Raw genomic sequence first — 25,743 nt, 5'->3', positions numbered from 1 at the left:
AAATTCCTTTATCCAAGATGAAAATGGAAATTGGTATTACTTCGATAAACGAGGTTATCTAGCAACAGGTGCTCATGAAATTGATGGCAAGCAAGTTTATTTCCTCAAGAATGGTATTCAGCTGCGTGATTCTCTCCGTGAAGATGAAAACGGCAATCAGTACTACTACGATAAGACTGGTGCCCAAGTTCTCAACCGTTACTACACTACTGATGGCCAAAACTGGCGTTACTTTGATGCCAAGGGTGTCATGGCTAGAGGCCTGGTAACCATGGGCGGCAATCAGCAATTCTTCGACCAAAATGGCTACCAAGTCAAGGGCAAGATTGCGCGTGCCAAAGATGGTAAACTTCGTTACTTTGATAAGGATTCAGGTAATGCTGCTGCTAACCGCTTTGCCCAAGGTGATAATCCAAGCGACTGGTACTATTTCGGAGCAGATGGTGTTGCAGTAACAGGTCTTCAAAAACTTGGCCAGCAAACACTTTACTTCGACCAAGATGGCAAGCAAGTCAAGGGTAAAATCGTGACACTTGCAGACAAGAGTATCCGTTACTTCGATGCCAACTCAGGGGAAATGGCAGTCGGCAAGTTTGCAGAAGGATCTAAGAATGAATGGTATTACTTCGATCAAGCTGGTAAAGCAGTGACAGGTCTTCAGAAGATTGGCCAACAAACGCTTTACTTCGACCAAGATGGTAAGCAAGTCAAAGGTAAAGTAGTAACTCTGGCTGATAAATCGATCCGTTACTTCGATGCTAATTCAGGAGAAATGGCAGTCGGCAAGTTTGCAGAAGGATCTAAGAACGAATGGTATTACTTTGATCAAGCTGGTAAAGCAGTGACAGGTCTTCAGAAGATTGGTCAACAAACCCTTTACTTCGACCAAAATGGTAAGCAAGTCAAAGGACAGCTGGTAACTCTGGCTGATAAATCGATCCGTTACTTCGATGCCAACTCAGGAGAAATGGCAGTCGGCAAGTTTGTTGAAGGTGCCAAGAACGAATGGTACTACTTCGATCAGGCTGGTAAAGCAGTGACTGGTTTGCAGCAGATTGGCCAACAAACCCTTTACTTCGACCAAAATGGCAAACAAGTCAAAGGCAAGGTTGTCTATGTCAATGGTGCTAACCGTTACTTTGATGCCAATTCAGGAGAAATGGCGCGTAATAAATGGATCCAGCTGGAAGATGGAAGCTGGATGTACTTTGACCGCAATGGTAGAGGCAGACGCTTCGGCTGGAACTAAAAGCAATAGAAATAGCTAAATGAAACTTAATCTTTAGCTTTCTGATACACAAAAACGATAACTTCTAAATAAGAAGTTATCGTTTTTTGCTGTCTTCTGGGAGAATAAATTTAGAAACAAGATTGAATCTATCATCTTTCTTTAACATCTTTCTTTTTTTCGATAGATAGGAGCAGAGCAATCACACCGATAATGCTGAAGATGAGCCAGCTAGCGTTCATATTCCAGAGGGCCAGACTGCTGAAGACCATAGTACCGAAGGGAACAGAGAAAGAAAAGAGCAGACTCAGAAAGCTGGAAGTCTGAGCGAGAACACCAGAAGGCAATTTGCTCAGTAAGAGGGTGTTGATTTTGGGATTGATCTTGCCGGAGATATAAGCTAGTAAAAATCCGAAAGCAATGCCGACGAAAACAGGCAGATGCAAGAAATTGCTGACAGCAAGCAGAATCATGGTAAGAGCAGCCCAGAGGGTTAGTTGATTAAGCGATAGGCGGCTAAAGTAATCATTGGGAGTCAGGCTGGCTGCGATCATGGCTAGGACAAGAGTGGCCTGAAGAACCAAGAGAGACTGACTAAAGGACAGCTGGAAGATGGGATTGTCCAGCAAGTAGAGATTATAAAGAGCTATAAGAGAACCTGCCATAGCGTTGACGATCAGGATTTGAGCCAACAGTTTGAGAAAATTGTTAGAACCTTCCTGCTCAAAAATGAGCTTGGACGATGTGTACATTTTCTTCAATTCTTCTTTCAGAGGAGCTTTTCTCTTAGAAATTGCCACTGGGTCATGGGTTAATCTGCGGCGGACCAGGTAGAGGATGGTGGAGGATAGGAGAAAGGTTAAAGCATTGACCAAAGCCACTAGGAAAAAGTCTTGCTGGCTGACGGTTAAGAGCCAAACTCCCAAAGCTTGTCCGGCCAGGCTACAGAGAAAGCTGATAAGCTGGGTAAAGGAGAAGGCTTCCATAAGGTCTTTCTCTGGAACATTCTTTTTTAAAATCGGCATTTGCAGGCCGCTGCGGTAATCGCTGATAATATCTGAAAGAATATTCATCAAGCAGACGGCTGAAAAGGCTAGATAAGAGCTGGAGCGAGTCATGAAGGCAACAAGAACAAAGAGCAGGGCTTGAAGATAACCAAAATGAATCAGCCAACGAGCTTTACGGATAGTCTTGTCAGCTTTGATACCAGCAAAGATAGTAAAGAATGTCGGAACTAGAACGATAAAATTAGCCACGGCAATAGCAAACTTGGGATTGGGCATGCTGGAAGCAAATACCACAAAAACAATATTGAAAATAGAAGCTCCCAAGGTGTTGAAGATTCGGGAAAGGCTGAGTGAGGCATAGACCCCATTTTTAAAGAATAATTTCATCGTAGACTCCTTTTCTAAACTGCAAGATTGTCTAAAAGCTGATTGGGTGTATCTGTAATCTAGCTTTTGTTTTTTCTCTTTCTGATGACCATTATAGACCGTTTAAAGCCAAAAACAAGGGCTTTTCGGCAACTGGTCAGGTCTTGTAAGTAAGTGGTAAAGTTCTGAAAGTGACTTGCGCTAGCTCTTTCTGTTTTTAGTATAAAATAGAGAATCCAATCTGCAGGAAACGTTGCATATATTCAACGATTTTTGGGTAGAAACTTTTAAATCAGAAAGGTGGAGCTTGAGTAGGAACAAAAAAACCACTTTCCAACTCAAAAGCGCTGAGTTTAGAAGTGGAGGTTTGCATTATTTGCTATATTTTTGAAAAGCAGTATCAAGGGCTTCTTGATAGTAGTCAGCGCTATGCTGACAGTTTAAGATTCGGAAAATATTGACCGCTTTCTTCATTTGAGTGAGCCCCTCTTCTTTTTGCCCTTTCAAACAGATCAACTCTCCCTGAGCAAAGAGATATACAATTCGGAAGTAAGTCTCATTTTCTTCGTAAAAGTGTCGCTCAATGACTTGTTGGAAATAGTCTGCCTGGGTGATATTTTCCTGACTGATGGCCAGCAAATATCCATTAAGAAAAGTAGTGTGCAGGGTGTTGCGATTGTTGGCAAACAAGGTAGCAAAATCCTTTCTTGAGAGGATTTCTTGCGTGTACTGGGAAAACAAGTCTAGAGATAAAACAGGAGTGCAGACAGAGAAGAGATTGAGCTCGTAGCGTCCCCAAATATCAACTGAAAAGAGGTAATCATGGAGGAAATCCAGCTCTTCTGGTCGGGCCTTTTCAGACTCTTTGAGGGCACAGAGATAGGCCTTTACAATCAGGCGATCAACCCAATCACTAGAGCGCTTGCTTTTTTGAGTGACTTTTTCTTTTTCCAGATAAAGTTCGTCTAATAATTCAAACTGATTGGCTTGCAACAGGTCTTGAATTTGGCTTAAGAGTTCCTTGTGAGAATGATGATTCTGGATGCCAGCTGCAACGGTAAATTCTTCCGTTTCCGTGTGGATGGCGCTGAGAGCGCTAAAAAGTTTCTGTGCCGAAAGTTCGCTCTGCCCATTTTCAAAGCGAGAGAGCATAGATTTTGAAAATTCTCCGCCAGTCGCTTCGGATAAAGAGATGTGCCTAGCTTCGCGAAAAAATCTAAAAACCTGTCCTAGATGTTCCATTGTTTTCCCTCCTTGCATTTTATTATAACAAAATAATTTTCAATAACATCGGAGCGCCCAAACATGATATAATATAAAGAAAAAACAAAGAGGAACTTATGTTGCATATTCAAGAAATTCGGAAGAATCCAGATGGACTAGCCTTTGAGAAAAAGCTGGACTTGGCAGAGGAGTTAAAAGAACGCAATCCTGAGATTTTAGATGTTCAGGATATTGTAGCCAAAGGAAAAGTTCAATATGAAGACGGTCTCTATTTTCTGGATTATGACCTGTCTTATACCATCACTCTGACGTCCAGTCGCAGTATGGAGCCAGTAGAGCTCAAGGAGTCTTATCTAGTCAACGAAATTTTCATGGAAGAAGGACAGGCTGCATCGCAGGATATGATTGATCAGGACTTGGTGCTACCAATTGAAAATGGCGAGATTAATATAGCTGAGAGTGTAGCTGATAATATCCTGATGAATATTCCACTGAAAATCCTAACAGCTGAGGAAGAAGCCGGCCAAGGCTTTCTATCGGGTCAGGACTGGCAGGTTATGACGGAGGAGGAATTTGCCGCTGCTCAGGAAGCTCAAAAAGAGAAGAACAATCCTTTCGCCGGTTTGCAAGGACTTTTTGATGAATAATTCTTGTAAAAATTTTGAAAATAATTTGAGAATTTGAAATAATTTGTTATACTAAGTATAAAAAGAAAATAGACAATGAAAATTGTCTTATAGAAGGAGATTTAATGGATACATTTTTCTTTCCAACCTGGTTGATTCCAGTAATTATTGGTTTGGTTGTCCTTGTCGTACTTTTAGTGAAAGGCTATGTTAACGCACGCCCTAACGAAGTAGTTGTAATTACAGGTCTTCGTAAACAGCGTCACCTTCGCGGTAAAGCTGGATTTATGATTCCTTTTGTAGAGCAGCGCTCTTATTTGGATATTGAGCAGTTCTCAACAGATGTTCGCACTTCTGAAGCGGTACCGACTCTGGATTTTATCAATGTTCGTGCTGATGCAGCTGTTAAGCTGAAAATTGGAACGACCGATGAAATGATTGCTCGTGCAGCAGAAAACTTCCTTAATTGGAATACAACTGATATTTCTAACTCTGTTCAAGATGTCTTGGAAGGAAATCTTCGGGAAGTAATTGGTCAGATGGAATTACGTAAGATGGTCAATGACCGTCAGGAATTTGCCTCAAAAGTTCAGGACAACGTAGCTCCGGATCTGGCTAAGATGGGATTAGAAGTCATTGCCTTTACCGTTCAGTCTTTCTCTGATGAAGGTGGTGTGATTGATAATCTCGGTATCGAAAATGTCGAAACCATCAAAAAAGATGCCTTAATTGCGAAGGCTAAAGCTGAACGTGAGCGCAAGGAAGTAGAAGCTGAGCAAGACAAATTGGCTAACGATAAGCGCGTAGCTGCTGACTTAGAAATCGCTCAAAAGCAAAATGAGTTGAAATTGAAGCAAGCAGCCCTCAAGCAGGAAGCGGATATAGCTCAAGCTAAGGCTGATGCAGCTAAAGGGATTGAGGCGGAAGTGCAGCGTCGCGAGCAAGAACGTGTGGCTGCCGAAGCTAATATCATGAAGCAAGAGAAAGAAGCTGAAGTCAAGGAACGTGAAGTTAAGGTTCGGGAGCAAGAACTGGATGCTAACATCCGCAAACAGGCTGAAGCGGAGAAATACTCTCGTCAACAAGCAGCAGAAGCACAATTGATTGAGCGTCAACGTCAAGCCGAGGCAGAACTCTTTGAAACACAAAAAGAAGCCGAAGCTCGCAAGGCTCAAGCCGAGGCTGAAAAGTTTGCGCAACTGCAAGAAGCCGAAGCTATTGAAGCTAAAGGACGTGCTGAAGCGGAAGCGATTCGTCTTAAGCTAGAAGCCGAAGCTCAAGGTTTGGATAAAAAAGCAGAAGCCATGAAGAAGATGCAAGAAGCAGCCATTACTGAGATGATTGTAGACAAACTGCCAGAAATTGCCCGTGCTGTAGCAGAGCCGCTTACTAAAGTGGACAAAATCACTATGTATGGTGAAGGCAATGCTTCTAAGATGGTTGGTGATATCATGCAGAGTATTGACCAAGTGTCGCAAGGTGCAGGCTTCGATATTCGTCAACTCCTAGCAGGAGCTCTTGGTGTTAATATGACTGTTAACAAGCTAAAACAAGATGAGCAGCCGGTTATTGAAGCTGCAAATCTTGACACCGATAAAAAATAAAAGAAAAGATAATTCGCTTTGACTTTCACCCCAAAAGTTAGACAGAAAATCTAACGATTGGGGTGTTTTTAGTATGAAATTAGTTTATACAAATGAACTGAATAGATAACCTAAAAAGAATGGCGCTTCTTGGCTTTAAATATAGCTGGCTCAAATCTTTAATGTTATTTACCTGACTTAAAGCAATAAATAATTGAGAAGATTCTAGTAGATGGCCAGTTCCCTACAATAAGCTCCCAAACTAAGTTTGGGAGCTTATTGATTTATATCTTCTGTTTGGCCTTGATAGTGGTAGATACAGAGTCGTTTTGCTTGGTCTGGACGACTGACGGTAAAATGGAAGTAATGGTCTTTCTTGTCCAAACTTTTGGTCTTGGAAAGTTTGAAATGAGTGACCTGGCGGCTGGCCATGTGGAGTAGGATGTCATCTTCCATGACCATCAGAGGCTGGGGAAGATTGGAAAATTGATAAAAATCCTCTTGAAATTGATAGTAATTCTGGGAAAAATAGTCAAATTGAAGTTCCTCATGTACATTTTGAGTGGTCATCTGCGCCTCCTGAAGCTTGTATCGAAAGAATCTGATGGATAGCAAGGCCTTTGTAATGGTCACCTTCCTGCAGGAGGACTTGCTTGCAGTCCAGATGAAAGACGGTAGCAGTAATGTCGGTCAGCTTTCCCTGATTAAGAAAGGTGATTCTGATGGGAACTTGATGACTGTAGGCTTGGTTGAGTAACTGGAATTTCTCCTGTCTGTCAAGCTGGGCCAGGCGACTGATATCTAGTTCTTTTTTGGCCAAAGCAGTGCTATGCTCAGAGAGGAAAAAGCCAGCCCATTTAGCCATGCCCCGATCCTGAAAGTCACGAGCAGACTGATAGGGGAGATAAGAGCGGTCAGTCATGATAAGCCCTCCAAACCTCCAGCAGAATGGCCACCGGTTAGCTTGCTTCTAGCAATAGCACGGGAGGAGTCCAGCAAGGCATTTCCCTTAAGCAGAGAGGCAAAGCCGAAGCAATCTCTGATGCGGTCAATCGTCTGTTGGAGCTCCTCTTCTTTTTGAATTTGCAGAGGATCGTCAAAGAGAGAAATCAGACCATATCCTTGATCGACAAAGTCACTGTAAAAAACGCCAATCTGTCGGATAGCCCCGCCCTGATATTTGGAACGAAAGAGCTGAACGACGATTTGAGCCAATCGATCGCTGTTGTTAGTGGGCTCAATTTTTTTCTGTGTATGAATGGAAGGCAGGAGCTCCTGCTTGGAATAACGGGCATGGATGGAGACACGCTGGCATTTCTTACCAGAGCGTCTGAGACGAATGGCGACCTGCTCAGCCATTTCTCGGAAAACGAGTTCAATCTCTGCCTGTTGTCTGTAATCTCGGGGGAGAATTTGCGAGTTGCCCAGACCATGTGACTTAACCTGATAAGGCTTGTGAACATTACTTTCATCAATGCCGTGAGCGTGAAACCAAAGCTGCAGACCCATAACCCCCATTTCTTTTTTGAGAATATCGGGGTTAAAGTGAGCTAAATCATAAATGGAGTGGATGCCTAGCTTCTTAAGACGGGTAGCCGTTCGGTGGCCGATACCCCAAAAATCAGTCATGTTTGGAATAGTCCAGACCTTACTTGGCACATCCTCGTAGGACCAGTTGACCCGCATTTTTTTTGTATGTTTGGCTTCAATGTCCAAGGCTAGCTTGGCGAGAAGGGGATTGGCGTTACTCAGACCGATAGAGGCATAAATCCCGGTCTTCTTCCATATAGCCTGCTGAATGCGGGCAGCCAGCAGGTCCAGTTTGGTCCTGCGGTCCAGCGTCTGATTAGGAATGAAGTAGTTGATAGAGCTTGTCAAATCTAGGAAGCCCTCATCGATTGAGTAGGGGAAAATGTCATCGGGAGCTGCAAAATCCTGGAAAATCTTTTGGATTTCCATGTTTTTCTGGATGTAGTAGTTCATCCGAGGTGGGACCAGTAAGGTCTTTTGAGCAGCGTCTTCGATAAAGCGTATATAATCTGCTGTAATAGGCAGTCCCTGCTTGCGGGCAGCAGCATAGTTGAACTTACGGGTGTGGACATCAAAAGGAAGATTATAGCTTCGGCTGACATTCTGGCTGCCGAAATTCTTTTTAAAGAGAGGGGTGGCAGCTAGTATCAGTCCAGCGGAATTTTCAATTCGGCTCATGACACAGAGCGAGGTTTTTAAAGGGTCAAGGCCGAGGGAAATGCATTCGCAAGAGGCATAAAAACTTTTCATATCCACAAAAGCAATATCTGAACGGGGCTCGCGTGAATAATCAAATAGGACCATAGCTTATACCTCAATCGGCAGAAAATGTCCGACTACGATACCAACAATGCTAGGTTGGTCTTCGTAGGGAGCAAAGAGATCCTCGTAGTCAGGATTGATAGACTTTAGGCGTAGGCCTTCAGCTTCGCGGTAGACTTTTTTGATATAGGTCTTGCCATTCCACATGAGAGCATAGACTGCCCCATCGTAGTCGAATCCTGTCTGTTTCATAAGGGCAACAGAGCCATTGGGATACTTGGGCTCCATCGAATCCCCAGAGACCCAGGATGCAAAGTCATGCTGGATATCTTGATCAAAGTAGACAGTTTCGTAGTCTGTTTCATTGTCATAATAACTGTGACCGCGACCTGCAGCCAGCTCAACGGACAGAACCTTATAGGCTGTAAGAGAGCTAACCTTGCGCTGTCTCTCTAGGAGCTGACTAGCGAGCTGATCTACTTCCTTTTTATGCGGTGGGGTTAGTAAAGGGTAGGTGTAGAGCGCACTGGTCTCATCCACAAAGTAGTTCTCTTGGACCTTGAGACAGGTGGCTAACCTCCTGAGATTTTTTGCGTGGGGCTCTGCCAGACCATTTTCCCAAGCAGAGTAAGTTTTTCTGGAAATTCCAAGCTCTTGGTAAATGGAAGACTGAGTCAGATTAAGCTCCAGCCGGCGTTTTTTTAATTTTTCATGCGAAAACATATCACACCTCCTATGTAACGTTTTAAAAGTTACATATAGTATAACAGATGAAATCTAGAAAAGCAAGTTCTTTATTGAGTATTGTTATTTTGATCAAGAGTGTGGTAAACTGTAGGGAGGAATATAACCTGGAGGTAGAGAGATGTTTCCTATGATAGCAAAAACGACCATGACAGAAGAAGCCTACCGCCGTTTCGCTTGGACCAATTTTTGGTATAAAAAGAATGGAATCTTCTCACTGATTCTCCCTGAGATAGTGGTGCTGATATGCGCTGCAATCTGTTTTTTTATCGGGGAACCTTTGCCAGGCGTAGCTTTTCTTGTTACTGTGGCTGTCCTTCCTTTTCTTTACTATCTGTCCATGAATCGACATATTAAAAAGTTTTATAGAGGCAACCCCCTCTGGCATGATATAGAGCAGGAGTTTAGCTTCTATGAGACAGACTTTCGTGTCGTTAATCGGAATAACAATGCCAGATTTGACTATCAAGATATTGTGGCGATTATAGACAAGCCAGAAACTTTTTATATCATGGTTGGCCGGTCAATGGGGCTGATCTTGGATAAGGCAGACTGTCAGCCTGAATTAATTGATTTTTTACTAAAACTAAAAGAAAACAGAAGTCTCTAATTTGGGGCACTTCTGTTTTTTGTCTGTCAAGTTTTCAAAAAATTGGCCTCTTGTGCGATGTGTGTTATAATGTTTTTTATGAGAGTTGTTGCAGGTAAATACGGGGGTAGGCCCCTCAAGACTTTGGACGGCAAGACGACTAGGCCTACGACCGATAAGGTCAAGGGGGCAATTTTTAATATGATTGGTCCCTATTTTGACGGCGGTCGGGTGCTGGATCTTTATGCTGGGAGCGGGAGTTTGGCCATTGAAGCTATTTCGCGAGGTATGGAGGCAGCTGTCTTAGTCGAGAAGGATCGTAGAGCTCAGGCTATTATTTCAGAGAACATTCAGATGACCAAGGAGCCGGAACGTTTTGACTTGCTCAAGATGGAGTCTGGCCGAGCCTTGGAAATGTTGACAGGGTCTTTTGACTTGGTTCTCTTGGACCCGCCTTATGCCAAGGAGCAGATTGTGGAGGACCTTGAGAAGCTAGAGGAGCGCCAGCTCTTGGGTCAAGATGTCCTGGTAGTCTGTGAGACAGACAAGGAAGTGGAATTGCCGGAAGAAATTGCAGGGCTAGGCATTTGGAAGCAGAAGATATATGGAATTTCAAAGGTAACGGTGTATGTCAGATAAGATAGGATTATTCACAGGGTCTTTTGACCCGATGACCAAGGGCCATGTGGACCTGATTGAGCGGGCCAGTAAGCTCTTTGACAAGCTCTATGTAGGGATTTTCTATAATCGGGAAAAGTCTGGCTTTTTTACAATTGAGACCAGAGAACGCATGGTCAAAGAAGCTCTGCAGCATTTGGATAATGTCGAGGTAATCACTTCTCAGAATGAGCTAGCAGTGACAGTGGCCAGAAGACTGGGAGCTAAGGCCTTTGTGCGCGGTCTCCGTAACAGTCAAGACCTAGACTATGAAGCCAATATGAACTTTTTCAATCAGGAATTGGCAGGAGAGCTGGAGACGATTTTCTTACTCAGCAAGCCGGACTATCAGCATATCAGTTCATCACGTATTCGTGAGCTGATTGCTTTTCAGCAGGATATTGCGGCCTATGTGCCCCAAAGTGTAATCAAAGAATTAGAAAGAATCAACCATGAAAAGAATTAAGAAGTATCTATGGCCGACGGTCATTGGCGTCACTATTGCCTTTTTTATAGCAGCTCTTTACGTTCGTCTGCCTTATTATATAGAAGTTCCTGGTGGTGCCGAGGATGTTCGTCAGGTCTTGCTGGTTGATAATAAGGCCGACAAGGAAGCGGGTTCCTACAACTTTGTGACGGTCGGAGTAGAGCAGGCAACCTTTGCTCATCTGGTCTATGCTTGGCTGACCCCTTTTACAGATATTTATTCTGCCAAGGATATGACGGGTGGCTCCACGGATGAGGAGTTCAATCGGATCAACCAATTTTACATGGAAACATCACAAAATATGGCTAAATATCAAGGGTTGACAACGGCTGGTAAAGAGATCAAAATGGACTATCTGGGAGTTTATGTCTTGCAGGTGGCTGATAACTCAACCTTCAAGGGAGTTCTCAATATTGCTGATACGGTAACTGGTGTCAATGATAAGACATTTGAAAGCTCTGAGGAGCTGGTTAAATATGTCAACTCGCAGAAGCTTGGGGATAAAATCAAGGTGACTTTCCAAGAAGATGGTCAGGAGAAATCGGCAACTGGTAAGGTTATCAAGTTGGAGAACGGTAAGAACGGGATTGGGATTAGTCTGATAGACCGGACGGAAGTCAGCAGTAATATTCCGATTACATTTTCAACTGAGGGTATCGGCGGTCCTAGTGCTGGTCTCATGTTCAGTCTCGCTATTTATACCCAGTTGGCTGATCCGACCCTTCGTGACGGCCGCGATATTGCAGGGACCGGCAGCATCAGCCGAGAAGGCGAAGTTGGCGAAATCGGCGGAATTGATAAGAAAGTCGTTTCAGCAGCCCAAAGCGGAGCAGATATCTTCTTTGCACCGAACAATGAACTTACAGAGGAAGAGAAGAAGCTTTCTCCTAATGGGAAGAATAACTACCAAACGGCTCTGGAGACAGCCAAGAAGATTAAAACGGATATGAAAATTGTTCCAGTTAAAACGCTGCAGGATGCCATTGATTATCTAAAAAAGAACAAGTAAGATCTTAGCTTTGCTAAGATTTTTCTTGTGAGATAGACAAAATCAGCTGGCCTTCTCTGCTTTAAATCGTCTGACTTTTTTCAGAAAGATATTTTTGATGAAAAGTCCGCGAAATACTGGCTGATTTATGATAAAATAAAGTGTTGTAGATAAACTATCCAAGATTGTTAAAGGAAGAGTATGCGTAAAGATATTTCACCGGAATTGTATAATTATAATAAATTCCCAGGACCGGAGTTTAAACAGATTGACAGCAAGATTGTTGCAGAAAAATTCGAGTTTGAATTGATTGAGAACTATAAGGAAGGCTTTGACTTGACTGCCTTTCATCAGCGCTTTTCAGAAATTCTCACCAAGTTTGACTATATTGTCGGTGACTGGGGCAATGAGCAGCTACGACTGCGCGGTTTTTACAAGGACGAGCGGGCTAATGAAAGCGATGAGAAGATCAGCCGCTTAGAAGACTATTTGCTGGAGTACTGCAGTTATGGCTGTGCTTATTTTGTCTTGGAAAATCCAAATCCCCAGCGCGCTTCCTTTGATAAGAAATCGCATGGCAAGAAAGAGACAGAAGGTCGGTCAAAACGTTCTCGCAACAGCCGTTCGGGGAGCAACCGTAATCGTAGAAGCGAGCGAGACCGAGACAGTCGTTCTAAAAGGGATAATAAGCGCTCTCGCAACAATTCCCAGCAAGATAGGCAGAAAAAGAAAAAAGACAGCAATCGCCATTTTGTGATTCGCCAGAATAAAGGAGAAAAATGAAACCATCTATTTATAGCTTAACGCGTCAGGAAATGATTGAATGGGCGGAAGCTCAGGGAGAAAAGAAATTCCGTGCTGCCCAGATTTGGGAGTGGCTCTACCGCAAGCGGGTCCAGTCTTTTGAAGAGATGACCAATCTGTCCAAGGACTTAATTGCCAAGCTAAATGATCAGTTTGTCGTCAATCCGCTTAAGCAGCGCATTGTTCAGGAGTCGGCTGATGGTACGGTCAAGTACCTCTTTGAGCTGCCGGATGGCATGCTGATTGAGACGGTACTCATGCGCCAGCACTATGGACTTTCGGTCTGTGTGACCACCCAAGTTGGCTGCAATATCGGCTGTACCTTCTGTGCTTCTGGCTTGATTAAAAAGCAACGCGACCTCAATAACGGTGAGATTGTAGCTCAGATTATGCTGGTTCAGAAGTATTTTGACGAGCGTGGTCAGGATGAGCGGGTCAGCCATATCGTGGTTATGGGAATCGGCGAGCCATTTGATAACTATGACAATGTGCTCAAGTTTGTCCGGACGGTCAATGATGATAAAGGTTTGGCTATCGGTGCTCGCCATATCACGGTTTCGACATCAGGGCTGGCTCATAAGATTCGTGACTTTGCCAATGAAGGTGTGCAGGTCAATCTAGCAGTATCCCTCCATGCCCCAAATAATGATCTGCGGACCAGCATTATGCGGATTAACCGGTCCTTCCCTATCGAAAAGCTTTTTGCAGCTATTGAATACTATATTGAGACGACCAACCGTCGTGTGACCTTTGAGTACATCATGCTCAATGAAGTCAATGACGGGGTAGAGCAGGCCAAGGAGCTGGCTGAGCTGCTCAAGAACATTAAGAAACTGTCTTATGTCAATCTCATTCCTTACAACCCCGTTAGCGAGCACGACCAATACAGCCGCAGTCCCAAAGAGCGCGTGATGGCCTTCTACGATACCCTCAAGAAAAACGGAGTCAACTGTGTGGTTCGTCAGGAACATGGTACAGATATTGATGCAGCCTGCGGCCAGCTGCGTTCTAATACTATGAAGCGTGATCGCGAGAAAGCATTGGTAGAAAATGTTCAGCCTTAAGAACTATCTGACTTCAGACGGTGAGTTGACAGCCAAGGGACGGAGATTGCTGATAGTAGGAAGCTGGCTCTATTTCTTGATGCTCTGCATTCTGTGCTTTATTCCTCAAGTTCCAGAGCCGGGAATGGAGACGCCGGGAATCCAGTATTTTGGCCGAATAGTGGTTTTGTTAATCCCTTTTAATTCCTTTGTCAATATTGGCGAGATTACTTCCTGGCTTCAGCTAGTCAAGGTCTTTATCCAAAATCTAGCCAATATCTTTCTGCTGTCGCCCTTAATCTTTCAATTGCTTTACCTCTTTCCGAAATTGCGGAAGACCAAGAAGGTTGTATGGCTGAGCTTTGGGATGAGTCTGTCTATCGAAGTGACTCAGATTCTGCTGGATCTTCTTATCAACGCCAATCGAGTTTTTGAGATTGATGATCTCTGGACCAATACTTTGGGTGGCTATCTGGCTTGGCGGGCTTTTCAGCTTGGTCAAAAAATCTGGAAAAATCGCCAAGGCGACGCTTTCAAAAGAGATTAGCGAGAGAAAGGTTCGGGTTTGGGAGAAAAAATTAAATTTTTTCTTGACAAGAAAAAGGGAAAGGCCTATAATAAAATAAATCATCAGAAAAGTAATAATTTTTTCTACTTTCAGGGAGCCTGTGGTTGGTGGAAACAGGCAGTGGAAGGTTATGAAGTGGGCTGATGCAAAAAATGAATTTGAAGCAATAAAAATTCGGTGAGCACACCTTACAGTGCAGCTTGTTGTTAGACAAGACAGAGATATGGAGGCAGTCTATACTTTGCTCCATAATTGAGGTGGCACCGCGATTTTACGCCCTCACACAGAGTTTTTTCTGTGTGTGGGCTTTTGTTTTGCTTGAAAATAAAGAAATGAGGCAATCAAGATGACAGAAACTAAAGGATATTTTGGACAATTCGGCGGCTCCTTTGTACCGGAGCCTATCCAAGCCTTGCTGGATGAATTGGAAGCGACTTTTGAGAAGTATAAGGATGACCCAGAATTTTTAAATGAATACCGGCATTATTTGGCGGATTATTCAGGCCGGGAAACTCCGCTCTACTTTGCTGAAAGCCTGACTCAGCATCTGGGTGGAGCTAAGATTTATCTGAAGCGGGAAGATCTCAATCATCTGGGCTCTCACAAGCTCAATAATGTTTTGGGGCAGATTCTTCTAGCTAAGCGCATGGGCAAGACCCGGGTCATTGCTGAAACTGGAGCTGGCCAGCATGGTGTGGCAACTGCGGCAGCAGCAGCTAAGTTTGGTATGAAGTGCGATGTTTACATGGGTGCAGAGGATGTAGAGCGCCAGCGCCTCAATGTTTTCCGTATGGAAATGATGGGAGCGACTGTTCATGCTGTGGAAACAGGAACCAAAACCCTCAAGGATGCTGTGGATGCAGCCTTTGGAGCTTGGATGAGTGATTTGGAAGCCTTCTATGTTTTGGGTTCCGCTGTCGGTCCTCACCCTTATCCGACGATTGTCCATGAGTTCCAAAAGGTGATCAGTGAAGAATCTCGCCGGCAGATTTTGGACAAGGAAGGCCGCTTGCCGGACTATGTTATTGCCTGCGTAGGCGGTGGCTCCAATGCTATCGGCGCCTTCTCCCAGTATGTGGTGGATGAAGAAGTCAAGTTAGTGGGGGTTGAAGCAGCTGGACGAGGCCTTGATACAGACCAGCATGCGGCGACCATGACCAAGGGAAGTGTCGGAGTAGTGGATGGTATGAAGACTTATGCTGTCTTTGCTGAAGATGGTCAGGTAGCGCCTGTTTACTCCATTTCGGCAGGTTTGGACTATCCTGGAGTTGGTCCCGAACATGCTTTCTTTAAAGATTCTGGTCGAGTAGAATACGTGGCAGCGACAGATGATGAAGCTGTGGATGCCTTGCTCCTCTTGACACAAAAGGAAGGGATTTTGCCAGCGATTGAAAGCTCTCACGCCATTGCTGAAGCTATCAAGCGAGCTCCAAAATTGTCATCTGACCAAATCATTGTTATCAACGTATCCGGTCGTGGAGACAAGGATGTGGCAGCCATTGCCGACTATCTAGAAAAACGAAAATAAAATACCCAGCAGAAGAGTAGTAACATCCCTCCTTTCAGAGAGTCTGTGGTTGCTGTAAACAGGCAGGAGAAGTTATGAAATGGGCTGCTGGAGACAATATTTTGTCCTTTAGTTGATCTTTTATTACTTTGTTAGCCTACTTTGCTGTAAATCAGTATGCTACCTTCTACTAAAAGGGATCTAAATGACTGTAAATAGGTAAATGAGATGTGGAGCCTAAAAACTCCATAACTGAGGTGGCACCGCGATGATACGCCCTCACAGGATGAACTGTGCGGGCGTTTTTCTGTAGTTCTGGAGCAAGTTATGACAGTGGACAGGTGCTATCTGTTCTTGAGAAATGCAATCATGGCTAGCAGTTTGTTCCTCCTTAAACGCTTCTTATTTAAATAGAAAGAAAAATTATGCAAAAGATTTTACCAGCTGATATTTTATCGCCGATTCTAGCTTACATGCGGATTCAGGGCGACCACAAGGTGATTTTGGAAAGTATTCCGAGAGATAGCGAGACAGCCCGCTTTTCTATTCTAGCCTATAATCCAGTCTTTGAAGTCCGCTATGAAAATGGCCGGTTAACAAAGAACGGACAAGTGATAGAGGCAGATCCCTTGGACTATCTGCATGAGTTAGCCGTAAAAAAAGGCCATCATTCAGACCTGCCTTTTGGTGGTGGAGCCATCGGCTTTGTCGGCTACGATATGATTTCCCTCTATGAGGAGATTGGCCAGATTCCAGCTGATGTGATTGGAACGCCGGATATGCACTTTTTCGTATATGAGAGTTACATGGTTTTTGACCATAAAAAAGACAAGGTCTATATCGTTGAGGAGGCGCTCTACAGTGATAGAAGCAAAGCTGATTTGGCTACTAGTCTAGAGCGTATCATGGCTGAGCTGGCGCAGCCAGCATCAGATGAATTTTCACCACTGGAACTGTCCAGTTTGAACTTCCAGAGCCATATCGAGCAGACGGCTTTTGAAAAAATGGTGGAAGATGCGCGCAGCTTGATTCGGCAGGGAGATATGTTCCAATGTGTGCTCAGTCAGCGTTTTTCAGCAGAGTATTCTGGTAAGCCACTGGATTACTATCGCAATCTGCGCGTGACCAATTCTTCCAACTATCTTTACTTTTATGACTTCGGGGATTATCAGATTATCGGAGCCAGCCCAGAAAGTCTGGTCTCTGTCAAGCAGGGTCAGGTTACGACCAATCCTATCGCTGGGACCAGACCGCGCGGGAAGGATGAGAGAGAAGATAAAGCCTTGGCAGAGGAGTTGCTGGCTGACGAGAAGGAAGTGGCTGAACACCGTATGTTAGTTGATTTGGGGCGTAATGATATCGGTAAAATTGTCCAGAATAACAGCGTGGAAGTCAGTAAGTACATGGAGGTGGAGTATTTCCGCTATGTCATGCATCTGACCAGTGTGGTCCGTGGTCAGCTTCTGCCTCAACTGACAGCTATGGATGCGCTCAAGTCAACCCTGCCAGCTGGTACCGTTTCGGGCGCGCCTAAGATTCGAGCTATGAAGCGAATTTATGAGCTGGAGCAGGAAAAGCGTGGCGTTTATGCGGGGGCTATCGGCTATCTGTCTGCGACAGGCGATATGGATGTTGCCATTGCTATCCGAACCATGATTTTGAAAAATGGCAGAGCTTACGTTCAAGCTGGAGCGGGTATTGTTTATGATTCGATCCCTGCCAATGAATACCAAGAAACCATCAACAAGGCCAAATCAATGACCAAGATAGGAGAGATGCAATGATTTTATTAATTGATAATTATGATTCTTTTACTTACAATCTAGCCCAGTATATCGGCAATTTCGCAGAAGTTAAGGTCTTGCGAAATGATGATGCAGGCCTTTATCAAGCGGCAGAAGAAGCGGATGCCTTGGTGCTGTCTCCGGGTCCAGGTTGGCCAGCAGATGCAGGACGGATGGAAGAGCTTATCCGCGATTTTGCTGGTAAAAAGCCGATTTTGGGGATTTGCTTGGGGCACCAAGCTATTGCAGAAGTATTTGGCGGAAAGCTAGGTTTGGCTCCCAAGGTCATGCACGGCAAGCAAAGTGTTCTGCGATTTGAGGGAAAATCTCCTATTTATCAAGGGATAGAGGATGAGCAGCCGGTTATGCGCTATCATTCGATTTTGATTGAGGAGATGCCGGAGGATTTTGAAGTGACGGCTCGAGCGGTTGATGACAACTCAATCATGGCTATCCAGCACAAGAGTCTGCCCATTTATGGTTTTCAGTATCATCCAGAAAGTATTGGCACGCCGGACGGCTTGTCGTCTATCAAGAACTTCATCGATTTAGTAAAATAAAGGAGGATGTATGAAAGAGATAATTGCAAAACTAGCTGATTTTAAGGATTTAAGCAGCGCTGAGATGACAGATGTTATTGAGCGTATTGTCACTGGACGGGTGACAGAGTCTCAAATTGTAGCTTTCTTGCTGGGGCTTAAGATGAAGGGGGAGACGATTGAGGAACGAACTGCTTTGGCTCAGGTAATGCGAGGCCATGCTAAGCAGATTCCAACCACTATTCGCACTGCAATGGACAATTGCGGTACCGGTGGAGACAAGTCTTTCAGCTTCAATATTTCGACTACGGCAGCTTTTATACTGGCAGGTGGCGGGATTAAGATGGCCAAGCACGGCAATCGCTCCATTTCTTCTAAGTCAGGCTCAGCTGATGTGTTAGAAGCTCTGGGTATCAATCTAGACTTGGACGCTGCTAGCTTGGGCAAGGTTTTTGAGCAGACAGGTATCGTCTTTCTCTTTGCAAAGAATATGCACCCAGCCATGAAATACATCATGCCAGCACGTCTTAGCTTAGGCATTCCCACAATCATGAATCTAACTGGCCCCCTTATCCATCCCATGAGTCTAGAAACTCAGCTTTTGGGGACCAGCCGGCCGGATATGTTAGAGAGCACAGCAGAGGTTTTAAAAAATATGGGCCGTAAGCGTGCAGTAGTCGTGTCGGGGCCGGATGGTCTTGACGAGGCCGGCCTTCATGGCCGTACCCAGTATGCTCTGCTGGAAGATGGGCAAATCAGCCTGCACAGCTTTCTGCCGTCAGATGTTGGCATGGAAGAGATAGCTCTTGAAGCGATTCGCGGAGGCAATGCCAAGGAAAATGCAGAAATTCTGCTATCTGTCCTGCAAAATCAAGCCAGCCCCTATCTAGAAACGACAGTGCTGAATGCGGGATTGGGCTTCTATGCTAATGGGAAATCAGACAGCATAGAAGAAGGAATAGCTTTGGCCCGCCAAGTAATTGCAAGCGGTGCAGCCTATGAAAAACTCAAGCAACTACAGGAGTATCAGAAATGAGTAAAGAATTTCTCCCAACCATTCTAAAGCAAAAAGAGCAGGAAGTGGCGGCTATGTCTTATGAAGAGCTGCAACCTCTGCGCTCGACCTATTCCCTCTATGAATATCTCAAAAGTCGTCCTCAAGAGCTGCAGCTGATTGCTGAGGTTAAAAAAGCCAGCCCCAGTCTGGGAGATATTAATCTCGGTGTGGATATTGTGGAGCAGGCTCGCACCTATGAACGATGCGGTGCAGCCATGATTTCGGTCCTGACAGATGAGATTTTCTTCAAAGGACATCTGGATTACCTGAGAGAGATTTCCAGTCAAGTGACCATTCCAACCCTCAATAAGGACTTTATCATTGATGAAAAGCAGATTGTTCGCGCCCGCAATGCAGGAGCGACAGTTATTCTTCTGATTGTAGCTGCTTTGTCTGAAAAGCGGCTGCAAGAACTCTATGATTTTGCGACAGGTTTAGGCTTGGAAGTTCTGGTCGAAACCCATAATCTGGCGGAGCTGGAAATTGCCCATAGAATAGGAGCACAGATAATCGGTGTCAATAACCGCAATCTAGTTACTTTTGAGACTGATATCAATACAAGTCTTCAGCTATCTGCCCATTTCAAAGATGACAGGGTTTACGTGTCTGAGTCCGCTATTTTCAGCAAGGAAGATGCTGAGCTAGTAGCTCCTTATTTCCATGCGGTTCTAGTCGGAACAGCCCTGATGCAGGCAGAGGATGTGGCAGAAAAAATCAAGGAGCTGAAAATTGACAAAGGTTAAGATTTGCGGCTTATCAACGGCCAGCGCTGTGGAAACGGCATGCCAGGCTGGTGCAGATTATATTGGATTTGTCTTTGCTGAGAGCCGTCGGAGGGTTAGTTTGGAGCAAGCTCAGGAGCTAGCTGCCTTGGTGCCGCCTACTGTCCGAAAGGTAGGAGTTTTCGTCTCTCCGAGTTTAGCAGAGCTGCAGGAAGCTATTTCGGTGGCAAATCTGGATTTGGTGCAGATTCATGGCGATTTTAATGAAGATCTTCTGTCTGAGATCGGCCGGCCGGTTATTCGAGCTTATCAGGTCAAGGGAGCGTTAAAAGGAGTCAGCCAACAAGCGGACTACCTGCTCTTTGATGCCCCTCTTGCCGGTAGTGGTCGGACCTTTGACTGGCAATCTTTTGACAAGAATCAAATCCACCAGCCCTTCTTTATCGCCGGTGGTTTGAATGCAGGAAATGTCCGAGAAGCGATTCAGCACTTCGCTCCTTACGCAGTTGATGTCTCAAGCGGGATCGAGACTGACGGCCAGAAGGACTTAGAGAAAATAAAAGAATTTATAGAAAGAGTGAAACATGGCATATAATCAACCCAATCAAGAAGGATTTTACGGTGAGTTTGGCGGGCGCTTTGTTCCAGAAACTCTGATGACAGCAGTTTTGGAGCTGGATAAAGCTTACCGTGAGAGTAAAAAAGACCCAGCCTTTCAGGCAGAGCTGGACGAGTTGCTGAAGCAGTATGTAGGGCGAGAAAATCCTCTCTATTTTGCTAAAAATCTGACAGCCTATGCTGGCGGTGCTAAGATTTATCTGAAGCGAGAAGACCTCAACCATACCGGGGCCCATAAAATCAATAACGCTCTAGGCCAGGTCCTATTAGCTAAGCGAATGGGCAAGAAGAAAATTATTGCAGAGACTGGTGCGGGTCAGCATGGAGTAGCTACAGCCACTGCTGCAGCCCTTTTCAACATGGACTGTACTATCTACATGGGCGAAGAAGATGTCAAGCGCCAAGCCCTCAATGTCTTTCGGATGGAACTTCTTGGAGCCAAGGTGGAGTCTGTGACCGATGGCTCTCGAGTCCTCAAGGATGCGGTCAATGCAGCTTTACGAGCTTGGGTGGCTCAGGTCGATGATACTCACTATATTATGGGATCGGCCTTGGGACCCCATCCCTTCCCAGAGATTGTCCGCGACTATCAGAGTGTGATTGGTCGTGAGGCTAAGCGCCAGTTTGCTGAGCAAAATGCAGGTGCCCTGCCAGATGCTTTAGTCGCCTGCGTTGGCGGTGGTTCCAATGCTATTGGGCTCTTTTATCCCTTTGTAGATGATAGTACAGTGGCTATGTATGGAACAGAAGCGGCTGGGCGAGGCATCGATACAGATGAACATGCTGCGACCTTAACCAAGGGCCGGCCGGGTGTTTTACACGGTGCCTTGATGGATGTCTTGCAGGATGAGCAAGGGCAGATTCTGGAAGCTTTCTCTATCTCTGCTGGGCTGGACTATCCGGGCATCGGTCCCGAACATTCTCATTTTAATGCTATTCAGCGCGCGACTTATGTCCCAGTCACAGATGAAGAAGCCTTGGAAGCCTTCCAGCTCCTATCTCGTATCGAAGGGATTATTCCTGCTCTAGAGTCTAGTCACGCTATTGCTTACGCAGTTAAGTTGGCTAAGGAGTTGGGACCAGATAAATCAATGATTGTCTGCCTATCCGGCCGTGGTGACAAGGATGTCGTTCAGGTAAAGGAACGCTTGGAAAAAGAAGCGGCTCAAAAAGGAGGTGCCCATGACTAAAACACTCACTCAGCATTTAGAAACCATCAAAAGAGAAGGCAAGGGAATTTTCCTTCCTTATATCATGGCTGGTGATCACGAGAAAGGTTTAGCAGGATTAGCAGAAACTATCGCATTTTTGGAAAACTTGGGTGTGTCAGCCATTGAAATCGGCCTGCCATTTTCAGACCCTGTTGCAGATGGGCCGGTTATTGAAGAAGCCGGTCTGAGAAGTCTGGGTCACCATACTTCGGCCAAGTCTTTAATCGCAAGCTTGCAGAAGTTGGACACTCAGCTGCCTCTCATCATCATGACCTACTTCAATCCTATCTTCCAGTACGGTCTCAAAGATTTTATCAAGGATTTGGCTAGGACGCCGGTTAAGGGATTGATTATTCCGGATCTGCCCTACGAGCATAGGGACTTTATCCTGCCTCTGCTGGAAGATTCAGATATCGCTCTAGTTCCTTTAGTGAGCCTTACGACTGGACTAGAACGTCAGCAGGAGCTAATTAAGGAGGCAGAAGGTTTTATCTACGCTGTAGCCATCAACGGTGTAACGGGTAAGAGCGGAAGCTACCGCAATGATTTGGACCAGCATTTGAGCAAGCTCCATGATATTGCTGAGATTCCAGTGCTGACAGGTTTTGGCGTTTCAACTTTAGAGGATGTTGATCGCTTCAATCAAGTCTCAGACGGAGTCATTGTCGGATCTAAGATTGTCAAAGCTCTTCATGAAAAGGACGCCAGTATAGCAGCCTTTATCCAAGAAGCAGCAGCTTATAAGAAATAATCACCACCACACCAAACAAAAGACAAGGTACAAATGCTAGCCTGTCTTTTTTCTTTTTAAAGCAGAAACAGGCGAGGCCAGAGAAACTAGCGATTTGGATCAGGATGAGAGTCTCCGTCAGGCTGAAAATGGCTGAGCAAGACGCCAGAAAGAGAAAGTCACCAGCTCCAATACGAAGATTATAAAAGAAGGCTAGAAGTCCTAAGGCTAAAAAGAAGAGCATGAGAAGGTTGACGCCTGCTGTCATCAGCAGCAAAAGCTGAAAAATCAGCCAGACCATCAGGGGATATTGCTGCTCTCTTTGATCGTAGATGGCCAGGGTCAAGCCCATGGTGAATAGTAGGAGTTGACTGATGGAAATCGTGCCAAGCGAAGTTGCTAGAGAAAGACCGCCCAAGAGACATTCAAAAAATAAATAGCGTAAGGGAATCTTGTCTCCACAGAAGCGGCAACGAAGACGGTTCATGACTTGAGAAAAAATAGGAATCAAATCACGCGGTGCCAATCTTTTCCCGCAGGCATTGCAATGGCTAGCGGGAGTGATGATAGACCGCTCTGGGAAGCGGTCTATCATCAAGCCTAGGAATGAGGCAAAGACGGTTCCAAGGAGAAAAAAGTATAGATGAATCATACTTATTTATTCGTAATTTTAAACAGAAAAATTCTGAAATTTTGCAACTTTTCTAATAAAGTCTTTTTTTGAATCTTTTGTCTTGACTTTCTTATTTAGAAGCATTATAATTAAACCATAATCTAAAAAGATTAGAATCATTATAAATAAAAACGAGGTAAATACAATGACACAAGTAAAAAATAGTGCAGCAACTGACGTAGCAACTTTTGTAAATCAAAACTCTTTGCCAAAAACTAAGGCTGTATTGAACCAAGTAGTGGCAGATCTTTATACTGCTCATATTGCTCTTCACCAAGTTCACTGGTATATGCGTGGCGCAGGTTTCATGGTTTGGCATCCAAAAATGGATGAATACATGGAAACTTTGGATACAACTTTGGATGAAGTCAGCGAGCGCTTGATTACACTGGGAGGCAAGCCTTATTCTACCTTGACTGAGTTTATCCAACACAGCAAGATTGAAGAAAAAGCTGGTGAATTCAGCAAGAATGTAGAAGAAAGTCTGGCGCGTGTGATTGAGATTTTCCGTTATCTGACAGGTCTTTACCAAGAAGCGCTGGATGTAACAGACGAAGAAGGGGACGATGTAACCAATGATATCTTTGTCGGTGCCAAGGCTGACCTTGAAAAGACTATCTGGATGCTGACAGCTGAAATCGGTCAAGCACCAGGTTTATAAAAAATGATCCATGCCAAGCAGAAGGGAACAGACTTTCCTTTCTGCTTTTTTTCGTCTTGAAAAGCGCTGGAAAATCTGATAAAATATAGCTCATGAAAACCCTGTATGATGTTCAGCAATTTCTTAAAAGTTTCGGAATCATTATCTATATGGGCAAGCGCCTTTACGATATTGAGATGATGAAAATTGAGCTGAAGAGGATTTACGATGCCGGTCTAATGGATAAGCTAGCTTATTTTGAGGCGGAGGCAGTCTTGCGACGAGAACATCGCTTAGAGTTAGAATATTTAGAAAAGAAAAAGGAGACTTGAGATGACAATTTGGATTTTGTGGGCGGTACTTTTAGGAATAATTGGCTGGATGGGCTTTAATTTTTTGCGCCTTCGTCAGGCAGCAAAAATCGTGGATAACGGAGAATTTGAAGGCTTGATTCGCCAAGGTCAGTTGGTTGATCTGCGGGATCCATCTGATTTTCACCGGAAGCATATCTTAGGTGCTCGCAATATTCCATCTCAGCAGCTCAAGGATAGTGTCGGTGCACTTCGCAAGGACAAGGCTGTTCTTCTCTATGAAAATAGTCGTGGTCAGCGCGTAACCAATGCGGCTCTGTATCTGAAAAAACAAGGATTTAAAGAAATCTATATTCTTTCTTATGGGTTGGATTCTTGGAATGGCAAGGTGAAGGCTAGTTAACATAAATCAAAAATTTGTTGCATTATATATACAAAGCTGGTTTCTTATGTTATAATAAATTAATATTAATTTTAAGGAGTTTTTAGAAGATGCAAGAAAAGAAAAAATCTTCACTTGTTTTAGGTATCCTATCCATTATTTTTAGTCTTTTGTTTGCTTTGATTGGACTTATTCTAGGAATCGTTGGTTTGGTTTTGGCAAGTTCACATCAAAAAGAGAGCCAAATGGATTATAAAACAGAAAAGATTCTAAATATCATTGGTATTGTTATCTCTGTAATTAACATGATTGCAGGGGTTATGTTAACTCTGAGCTAATTTGACTTTTAAAAAAGATGCTATTTGTATTACAATGTAAGATAAGATCGAGACATTATTGTCTGGATCTTTTTTTACCGACTTTTCTCTAAATGTTTTTTAATAATCCCTAATTCTTCTTGGTTCAAAGCACGGTAATCGCCTTTTGCTAGATCTGGGTCTAATGTAAAATCTCCGAATTGAATTCGCTTGAGATAGGTGACCTTGACACCAACTGCCAGAAACATCTTTTTAATCTGGTGGAATTTCCCCTCAGAAATCCTGACGCTAGCACGGCTCAGACTGGAGGTGGTAGAGAGGATATAAAGCTGGGCAGGCTGACAGACGGTGTCGTCTAAAAAGCGAATGCCTTCTTGAAAGGTAATTTTATCCTGAGAGGTTAAAGGTCCATTGACTTCTACATAGTAAGTTTTTTCAACGTGGTATTGAGGGTGCAGCAGCTGAAATCCCAGAGGACCATTATCGGTAATCAGAAGAAGCCCTTCGGTATCTCTATCCAGCCGTCCGATAGAGTAAAGATTTTCTTTCTCTATCTCCTTGTCCAGCAAATCCAGAACAGTCAATTTTTCAGCGTCGCGATTGGCAGTGACTGCACCTGCGGGTTTATTCAGCATGTAGTAACGGTGGGCAGTGCCGCTGACATGTTTGCCTTGAAAAGTAATCTGCTGCAGGCCGGTATCAACATTTTGGCTGAGTTTGTAGGCGGGCTTATCATCCACTAAAATCTGTTTTTGCAAAAGGCTTTGTTTCATCTTTTTTCGGCTGATATGATTGGCAGCCAGCAGTTGGTCGAGGCGCATCTGTTTTCCTTGTTTTTTTCTAAATCATATCATAAATTTTCAGGATGGGAAATGCAAATCCTCATGCAGCTCCCATATTTTTTAATGAAAACATTTACACTTATCAAAGCCGTGTTTTTTGCCTGCGTCTGTGGTATAATTGTTCAGTTAGAAATAAAATTTAAAAATTCAGAGGAAATCATGACAAAATTAAGAGAAGATATCCGTAACATTGCGATTATCGCC

The 25,743-nt window shown here is 44.2% G+C and carries 29 protein-coding genes, 1 pseudogene and 1 other annotated feature; of the genes and pseudogenes, 22 read left to right on the top strand and 8 right to left on the bottom strand.

Annotation, left to right across the window (positions count from 1 at the left end):
- A pseudogene (locus RYK49_RS10655) lies at nt 1-1,249 on the top strand (glucosyltransferase); the annotation flags it as partial.
- Between the two features lie 131 nt (nt 1,250-1,380).
- On the opposite strand, the gene RYK49_RS10650 reads toward RYK49_RS10655, so the two are convergent.
- Both RYK49_RS10650 and RYK49_RS10645 read right to left on the bottom strand, forming a co-directional pair.
- Entirely contained in the window at nt 1,381-2,622 is a 1,242-nt protein-coding gene (locus RYK49_RS10650; protein ID WP_314831594.1) for a transporter, read from the bottom strand.
- Nucleotides 2,623-2,973: 351 nt separating this feature from the next.
- A complete protein-coding gene (locus RYK49_RS10645; protein WP_314865678.1) occupies nt 2,974-3,843 on the bottom strand; it encodes an XRE family transcriptional regulator in 870 nt (289 codons plus the stop codon).
- Between the two features lie 98 nt (nt 3,844-3,941).
- Between RYK49_RS10645 and RYK49_RS10640 the strand changes: the two genes are divergently transcribed.
- On the top strand, nt 3,942-4,472 hold the full coding sequence (locus RYK49_RS10640) for a DUF177 domain-containing protein (protein WP_101771113.1): 531 nt from the start codon (nt 3,942-3,944) through the stop codon (nt 4,470-4,472).
- A gap of 104 nt (nt 4,473-4,576) precedes the next feature.
- Entirely contained in the window at nt 4,577-6,055 is a 1,479-nt protein-coding gene (locus tag RYK49_RS10635) for a flotillin family protein (RefSeq protein ID WP_125381900.1), read from the top strand.
- A gap of 255 nt (nt 6,056-6,310) precedes the next feature.
- Here the strand turns inward: RYK49_RS10635 and RYK49_RS10630 are convergent, their stop codons facing one another.
- Genes RYK49_RS10630 through RYK49_RS10615 form a run of 4 tightly spaced genes read right to left on the bottom strand, consistent with a single transcriptional unit; the run spans nt 6,311 to nt 9,049 of the window.
- Entirely contained in the window at nt 6,311-6,604 is a 294-nt protein-coding gene (locus RYK49_RS10630) for a DUF5960 family protein (RefSeq protein ID WP_002898071.1), read from the bottom strand.
- A complete protein-coding gene (locus RYK49_RS10625; protein WP_002898070.1) occupies nt 6,582-6,956 on the bottom strand; it encodes a hypothetical protein in 375 nt (124 codons plus the stop codon). The genes RYK49_RS10630 and RYK49_RS10625 overlap by 23 nt, the downstream gene beginning before the upstream one ends.
- On the bottom strand, nt 6,953-8,368 hold the full coding sequence (locus tag RYK49_RS10620) for a Y-family DNA polymerase (protein WP_125381898.1): 1,416 nt from the start codon (nt 8,366-8,368) through the stop codon (nt 6,953-6,955). The genes RYK49_RS10625 and RYK49_RS10620 overlap by 4 nt, the downstream gene beginning before the upstream one ends.
- A 3-nt stretch (nt 8,369-8,371) precedes the next feature.
- Nucleotides 8,372-9,049 carry an XRE family transcriptional regulator gene (locus RYK49_RS10615; protein WP_268689895.1) on the bottom strand — a complete coding sequence of 226 codons (678 nt, stop codon included), beginning with the start codon at nt 9,047-9,049 and terminating at the stop codon, nt 8,372-8,374.
- A 142-nt stretch (nt 9,050-9,191) separates the two neighbouring features.
- On the opposite strand from RYK49_RS10615, the gene RYK49_RS10610 reads away from it, so the two are divergent.
- The 15 genes from RYK49_RS10610 to trpA all read left to right on the top strand — a co-directional run bounded on the left by RYK49_RS10610 (nt 9,192) and on the right by trpA (nt 22,395).
- On the top strand, nt 9,192-9,680 hold the full coding sequence (locus RYK49_RS10610; protein WP_311155038.1) for a YcxB family protein: 489 nt from the start codon (nt 9,192-9,194) through the stop codon (nt 9,678-9,680).
- A gap of 69 nt (nt 9,681-9,749) precedes the next feature.
- Complete coding sequence (gene rsmD / locus RYK49_RS10605) at nt 9,750-10,298, top strand: 16S rRNA (guanine(966)-N(2))-methyltransferase RsmD (protein ID WP_002900954.1); 549 nt, start codon at nt 9,750-9,752, stop codon at nt 10,296-10,298.
- Nucleotides 10,288-10,782: a pantetheine-phosphate adenylyltransferase gene (gene coaD / locus RYK49_RS10600; protein WP_314865675.1), complete on the top strand. Its 495-nt coding sequence runs from the start codon at nt 10,288-10,290 to the stop codon at nt 10,780-10,782. Before rsmD ends, coaD begins: the two co-directional genes overlap by 11 nt.
- Nucleotides 10,769-11,812, top strand: a complete 1,044-nt coding sequence (locus tag RYK49_RS10595; protein WP_314865673.1) for a SepM family pheromone-processing serine protease — start codon at nt 10,769-10,771, stop codon at nt 11,810-11,812. Before coaD ends, RYK49_RS10595 begins: the two co-directional genes overlap by 14 nt.
- Nucleotides 11,813-11,992: 180 nt before the next feature.
- Nucleotides 11,993-12,574, top strand: coding sequence for a YutD-like domain-containing protein (locus RYK49_RS10590; RefSeq protein ID WP_314830213.1), 582 nt, complete (start codon nt 11,993-11,995; stop codon nt 12,572-12,574).
- Nucleotides 12,571-13,659: a 23S rRNA (adenine(2503)-C(2))-methyltransferase RlmN gene (gene rlmN / locus RYK49_RS10585; protein WP_002911938.1), complete on the top strand. Its 1,089-nt coding sequence runs from the start codon at nt 12,571-12,573 to the stop codon at nt 13,657-13,659. The genes RYK49_RS10590 and rlmN overlap by 4 nt, the downstream gene beginning before the upstream one ends.
- Nucleotides 13,646-14,185, top strand: a complete 540-nt coding sequence (locus RYK49_RS10580; protein ID WP_314830214.1) for a VanZ family protein — start codon at nt 13,646-13,648, stop codon at nt 14,183-14,185. The genes rlmN and RYK49_RS10580 overlap by 14 nt, the downstream gene beginning before the upstream one ends.
- Before the next feature lie 69 nt (nt 14,186-14,254).
- Nucleotides 14,255-14,490, top strand: a binding site (T-box leader).
- Nucleotides 14,491-14,552: 62 nt separating this feature from the next.
- On the top strand, nt 14,553-15,734 hold the full coding sequence (gene trpB / locus RYK49_RS10575) for a tryptophan synthase subunit beta (RefSeq protein WP_314830215.1): 1,182 nt from the start codon (nt 14,553-14,555) through the stop codon (nt 15,732-15,734).
- A 404-nt stretch (nt 15,735-16,138) separates the two neighbouring features.
- Entirely contained in the window at nt 16,139-17,497 is a 1,359-nt protein-coding gene (gene trpE / locus RYK49_RS10570) for an anthranilate synthase component I (RefSeq protein WP_314865671.1), read from the top strand.
- Complete coding sequence (locus RYK49_RS10565) at nt 17,494-18,057, top strand: aminodeoxychorismate/anthranilate synthase component II (protein WP_314865669.1); 564 nt, start codon at nt 17,494-17,496, stop codon at nt 18,055-18,057. Before trpE ends, RYK49_RS10565 begins: the two co-directional genes overlap by 4 nt.
- 10 nt (nt 18,058-18,067) lie before the next feature.
- Nucleotides 18,068-19,072, top strand: a complete 1,005-nt coding sequence (trpD, locus tag RYK49_RS10560) for an anthranilate phosphoribosyltransferase (protein ID WP_009659935.1) — start codon at nt 18,068-18,070, stop codon at nt 19,070-19,072.
- Nucleotides 19,069-19,836, top strand: coding sequence for an indole-3-glycerol phosphate synthase TrpC (gene trpC / locus RYK49_RS10555; RefSeq protein ID WP_002910344.1), 768 nt, complete (start codon nt 19,069-19,071; stop codon nt 19,834-19,836). The genes trpD and trpC overlap by 4 nt, the downstream gene beginning before the upstream one ends.
- A complete protein-coding gene (locus RYK49_RS10550; RefSeq protein ID WP_002910343.1) occupies nt 19,823-20,410 on the top strand; it encodes a phosphoribosylanthranilate isomerase in 588 nt (195 codons plus the stop codon). The genes trpC and RYK49_RS10550 overlap by 14 nt, the downstream gene beginning before the upstream one ends.
- On the top strand, nt 20,400-21,623 hold the full coding sequence (gene trpB, locus RYK49_RS10545) for a tryptophan synthase subunit beta (protein ID WP_002910340.1): 1,224 nt from the start codon (nt 20,400-20,402) through the stop codon (nt 21,621-21,623). Before RYK49_RS10550 ends, trpB (RYK49_RS10545) begins: the two co-directional genes overlap by 11 nt.
- On the top strand, nt 21,616-22,395 hold the full coding sequence (gene trpA, locus RYK49_RS10540) for a tryptophan synthase subunit alpha (protein WP_002898050.1): 780 nt from the start codon (nt 21,616-21,618) through the stop codon (nt 22,393-22,395). Before trpB (RYK49_RS10545) ends, trpA begins: the two co-directional genes overlap by 8 nt.
- Here trpA and RYK49_RS10535 read toward each other — a convergent pair.
- The gene (locus RYK49_RS10535) at nt 22,364-23,026 is read right to left on the bottom strand and encodes an A24 family peptidase (RefSeq protein WP_002910337.1); all 663 of its coding nucleotides are present in this window, start codon (nt 23,024-23,026) and stop codon (nt 22,364-22,366) included. The two genes, trpA and RYK49_RS10535, sit on opposite strands and share 32 nt — an antisense overlap.
- A gap of 166 nt (nt 23,027-23,192) precedes the next feature.
- On the opposite strand from RYK49_RS10535, the gene RYK49_RS10530 reads away from it, so the two are divergent.
- From RYK49_RS10530 to RYK49_RS10515, 4 genes are all read left to right on the top strand, one after another.
- A complete protein-coding gene (locus tag RYK49_RS10530) occupies nt 23,193-23,708 on the top strand; it encodes a DNA starvation/stationary phase protection protein (protein ID WP_002910333.1) in 516 nt (171 codons plus the stop codon).
- A gap of 92 nt (nt 23,709-23,800) precedes the next feature.
- Nucleotides 23,801-24,019 (top strand): YqgQ family protein, encoded by a 219-nt coding sequence (locus RYK49_RS10525; RefSeq protein ID WP_002898045.1) that lies wholly within the window; start codon nt 23,801-23,803, stop codon nt 24,017-24,019.
- Between the two features lies 1 nt (nt 24,020).
- The gene (locus RYK49_RS10520; RefSeq protein WP_002910331.1) at nt 24,021-24,401 is read left to right on the top strand and encodes a rhodanese-like domain-containing protein; all 381 of its coding nucleotides are present in this window, start codon (nt 24,021-24,023) and stop codon (nt 24,399-24,401) included.
- Nucleotides 24,402-24,490: 89 nt separating this feature from the next.
- On the top strand, nt 24,491-24,718 hold the full coding sequence (locus RYK49_RS10515) for a hypothetical protein (protein ID WP_002910330.1): 228 nt from the start codon (nt 24,491-24,493) through the stop codon (nt 24,716-24,718).
- A gap of 74 nt (nt 24,719-24,792) precedes the next feature.
- Here the strand turns inward: RYK49_RS10515 and RYK49_RS10510 are convergent, their stop codons facing one another.
- Complete coding sequence (locus RYK49_RS10510) at nt 24,793-25,518, bottom strand: pseudouridine synthase (RefSeq protein WP_314865667.1); 726 nt, start codon at nt 25,516-25,518, stop codon at nt 24,793-24,795.
- Nucleotides 25,519-25,743: the final 225 nt, after the last annotated feature.

Source organism: uncultured Streptococcus sp. (assembly GCF_963525625.1).
Lineage (GTDB): Bacteria > Bacillota > Bacilli > Lactobacillales > Streptococcaceae > Streptococcus.
Note: the sequence above shows the minus strand (reverse complement) of the source record. Positions and strands in the feature narration are given on the sequence as shown.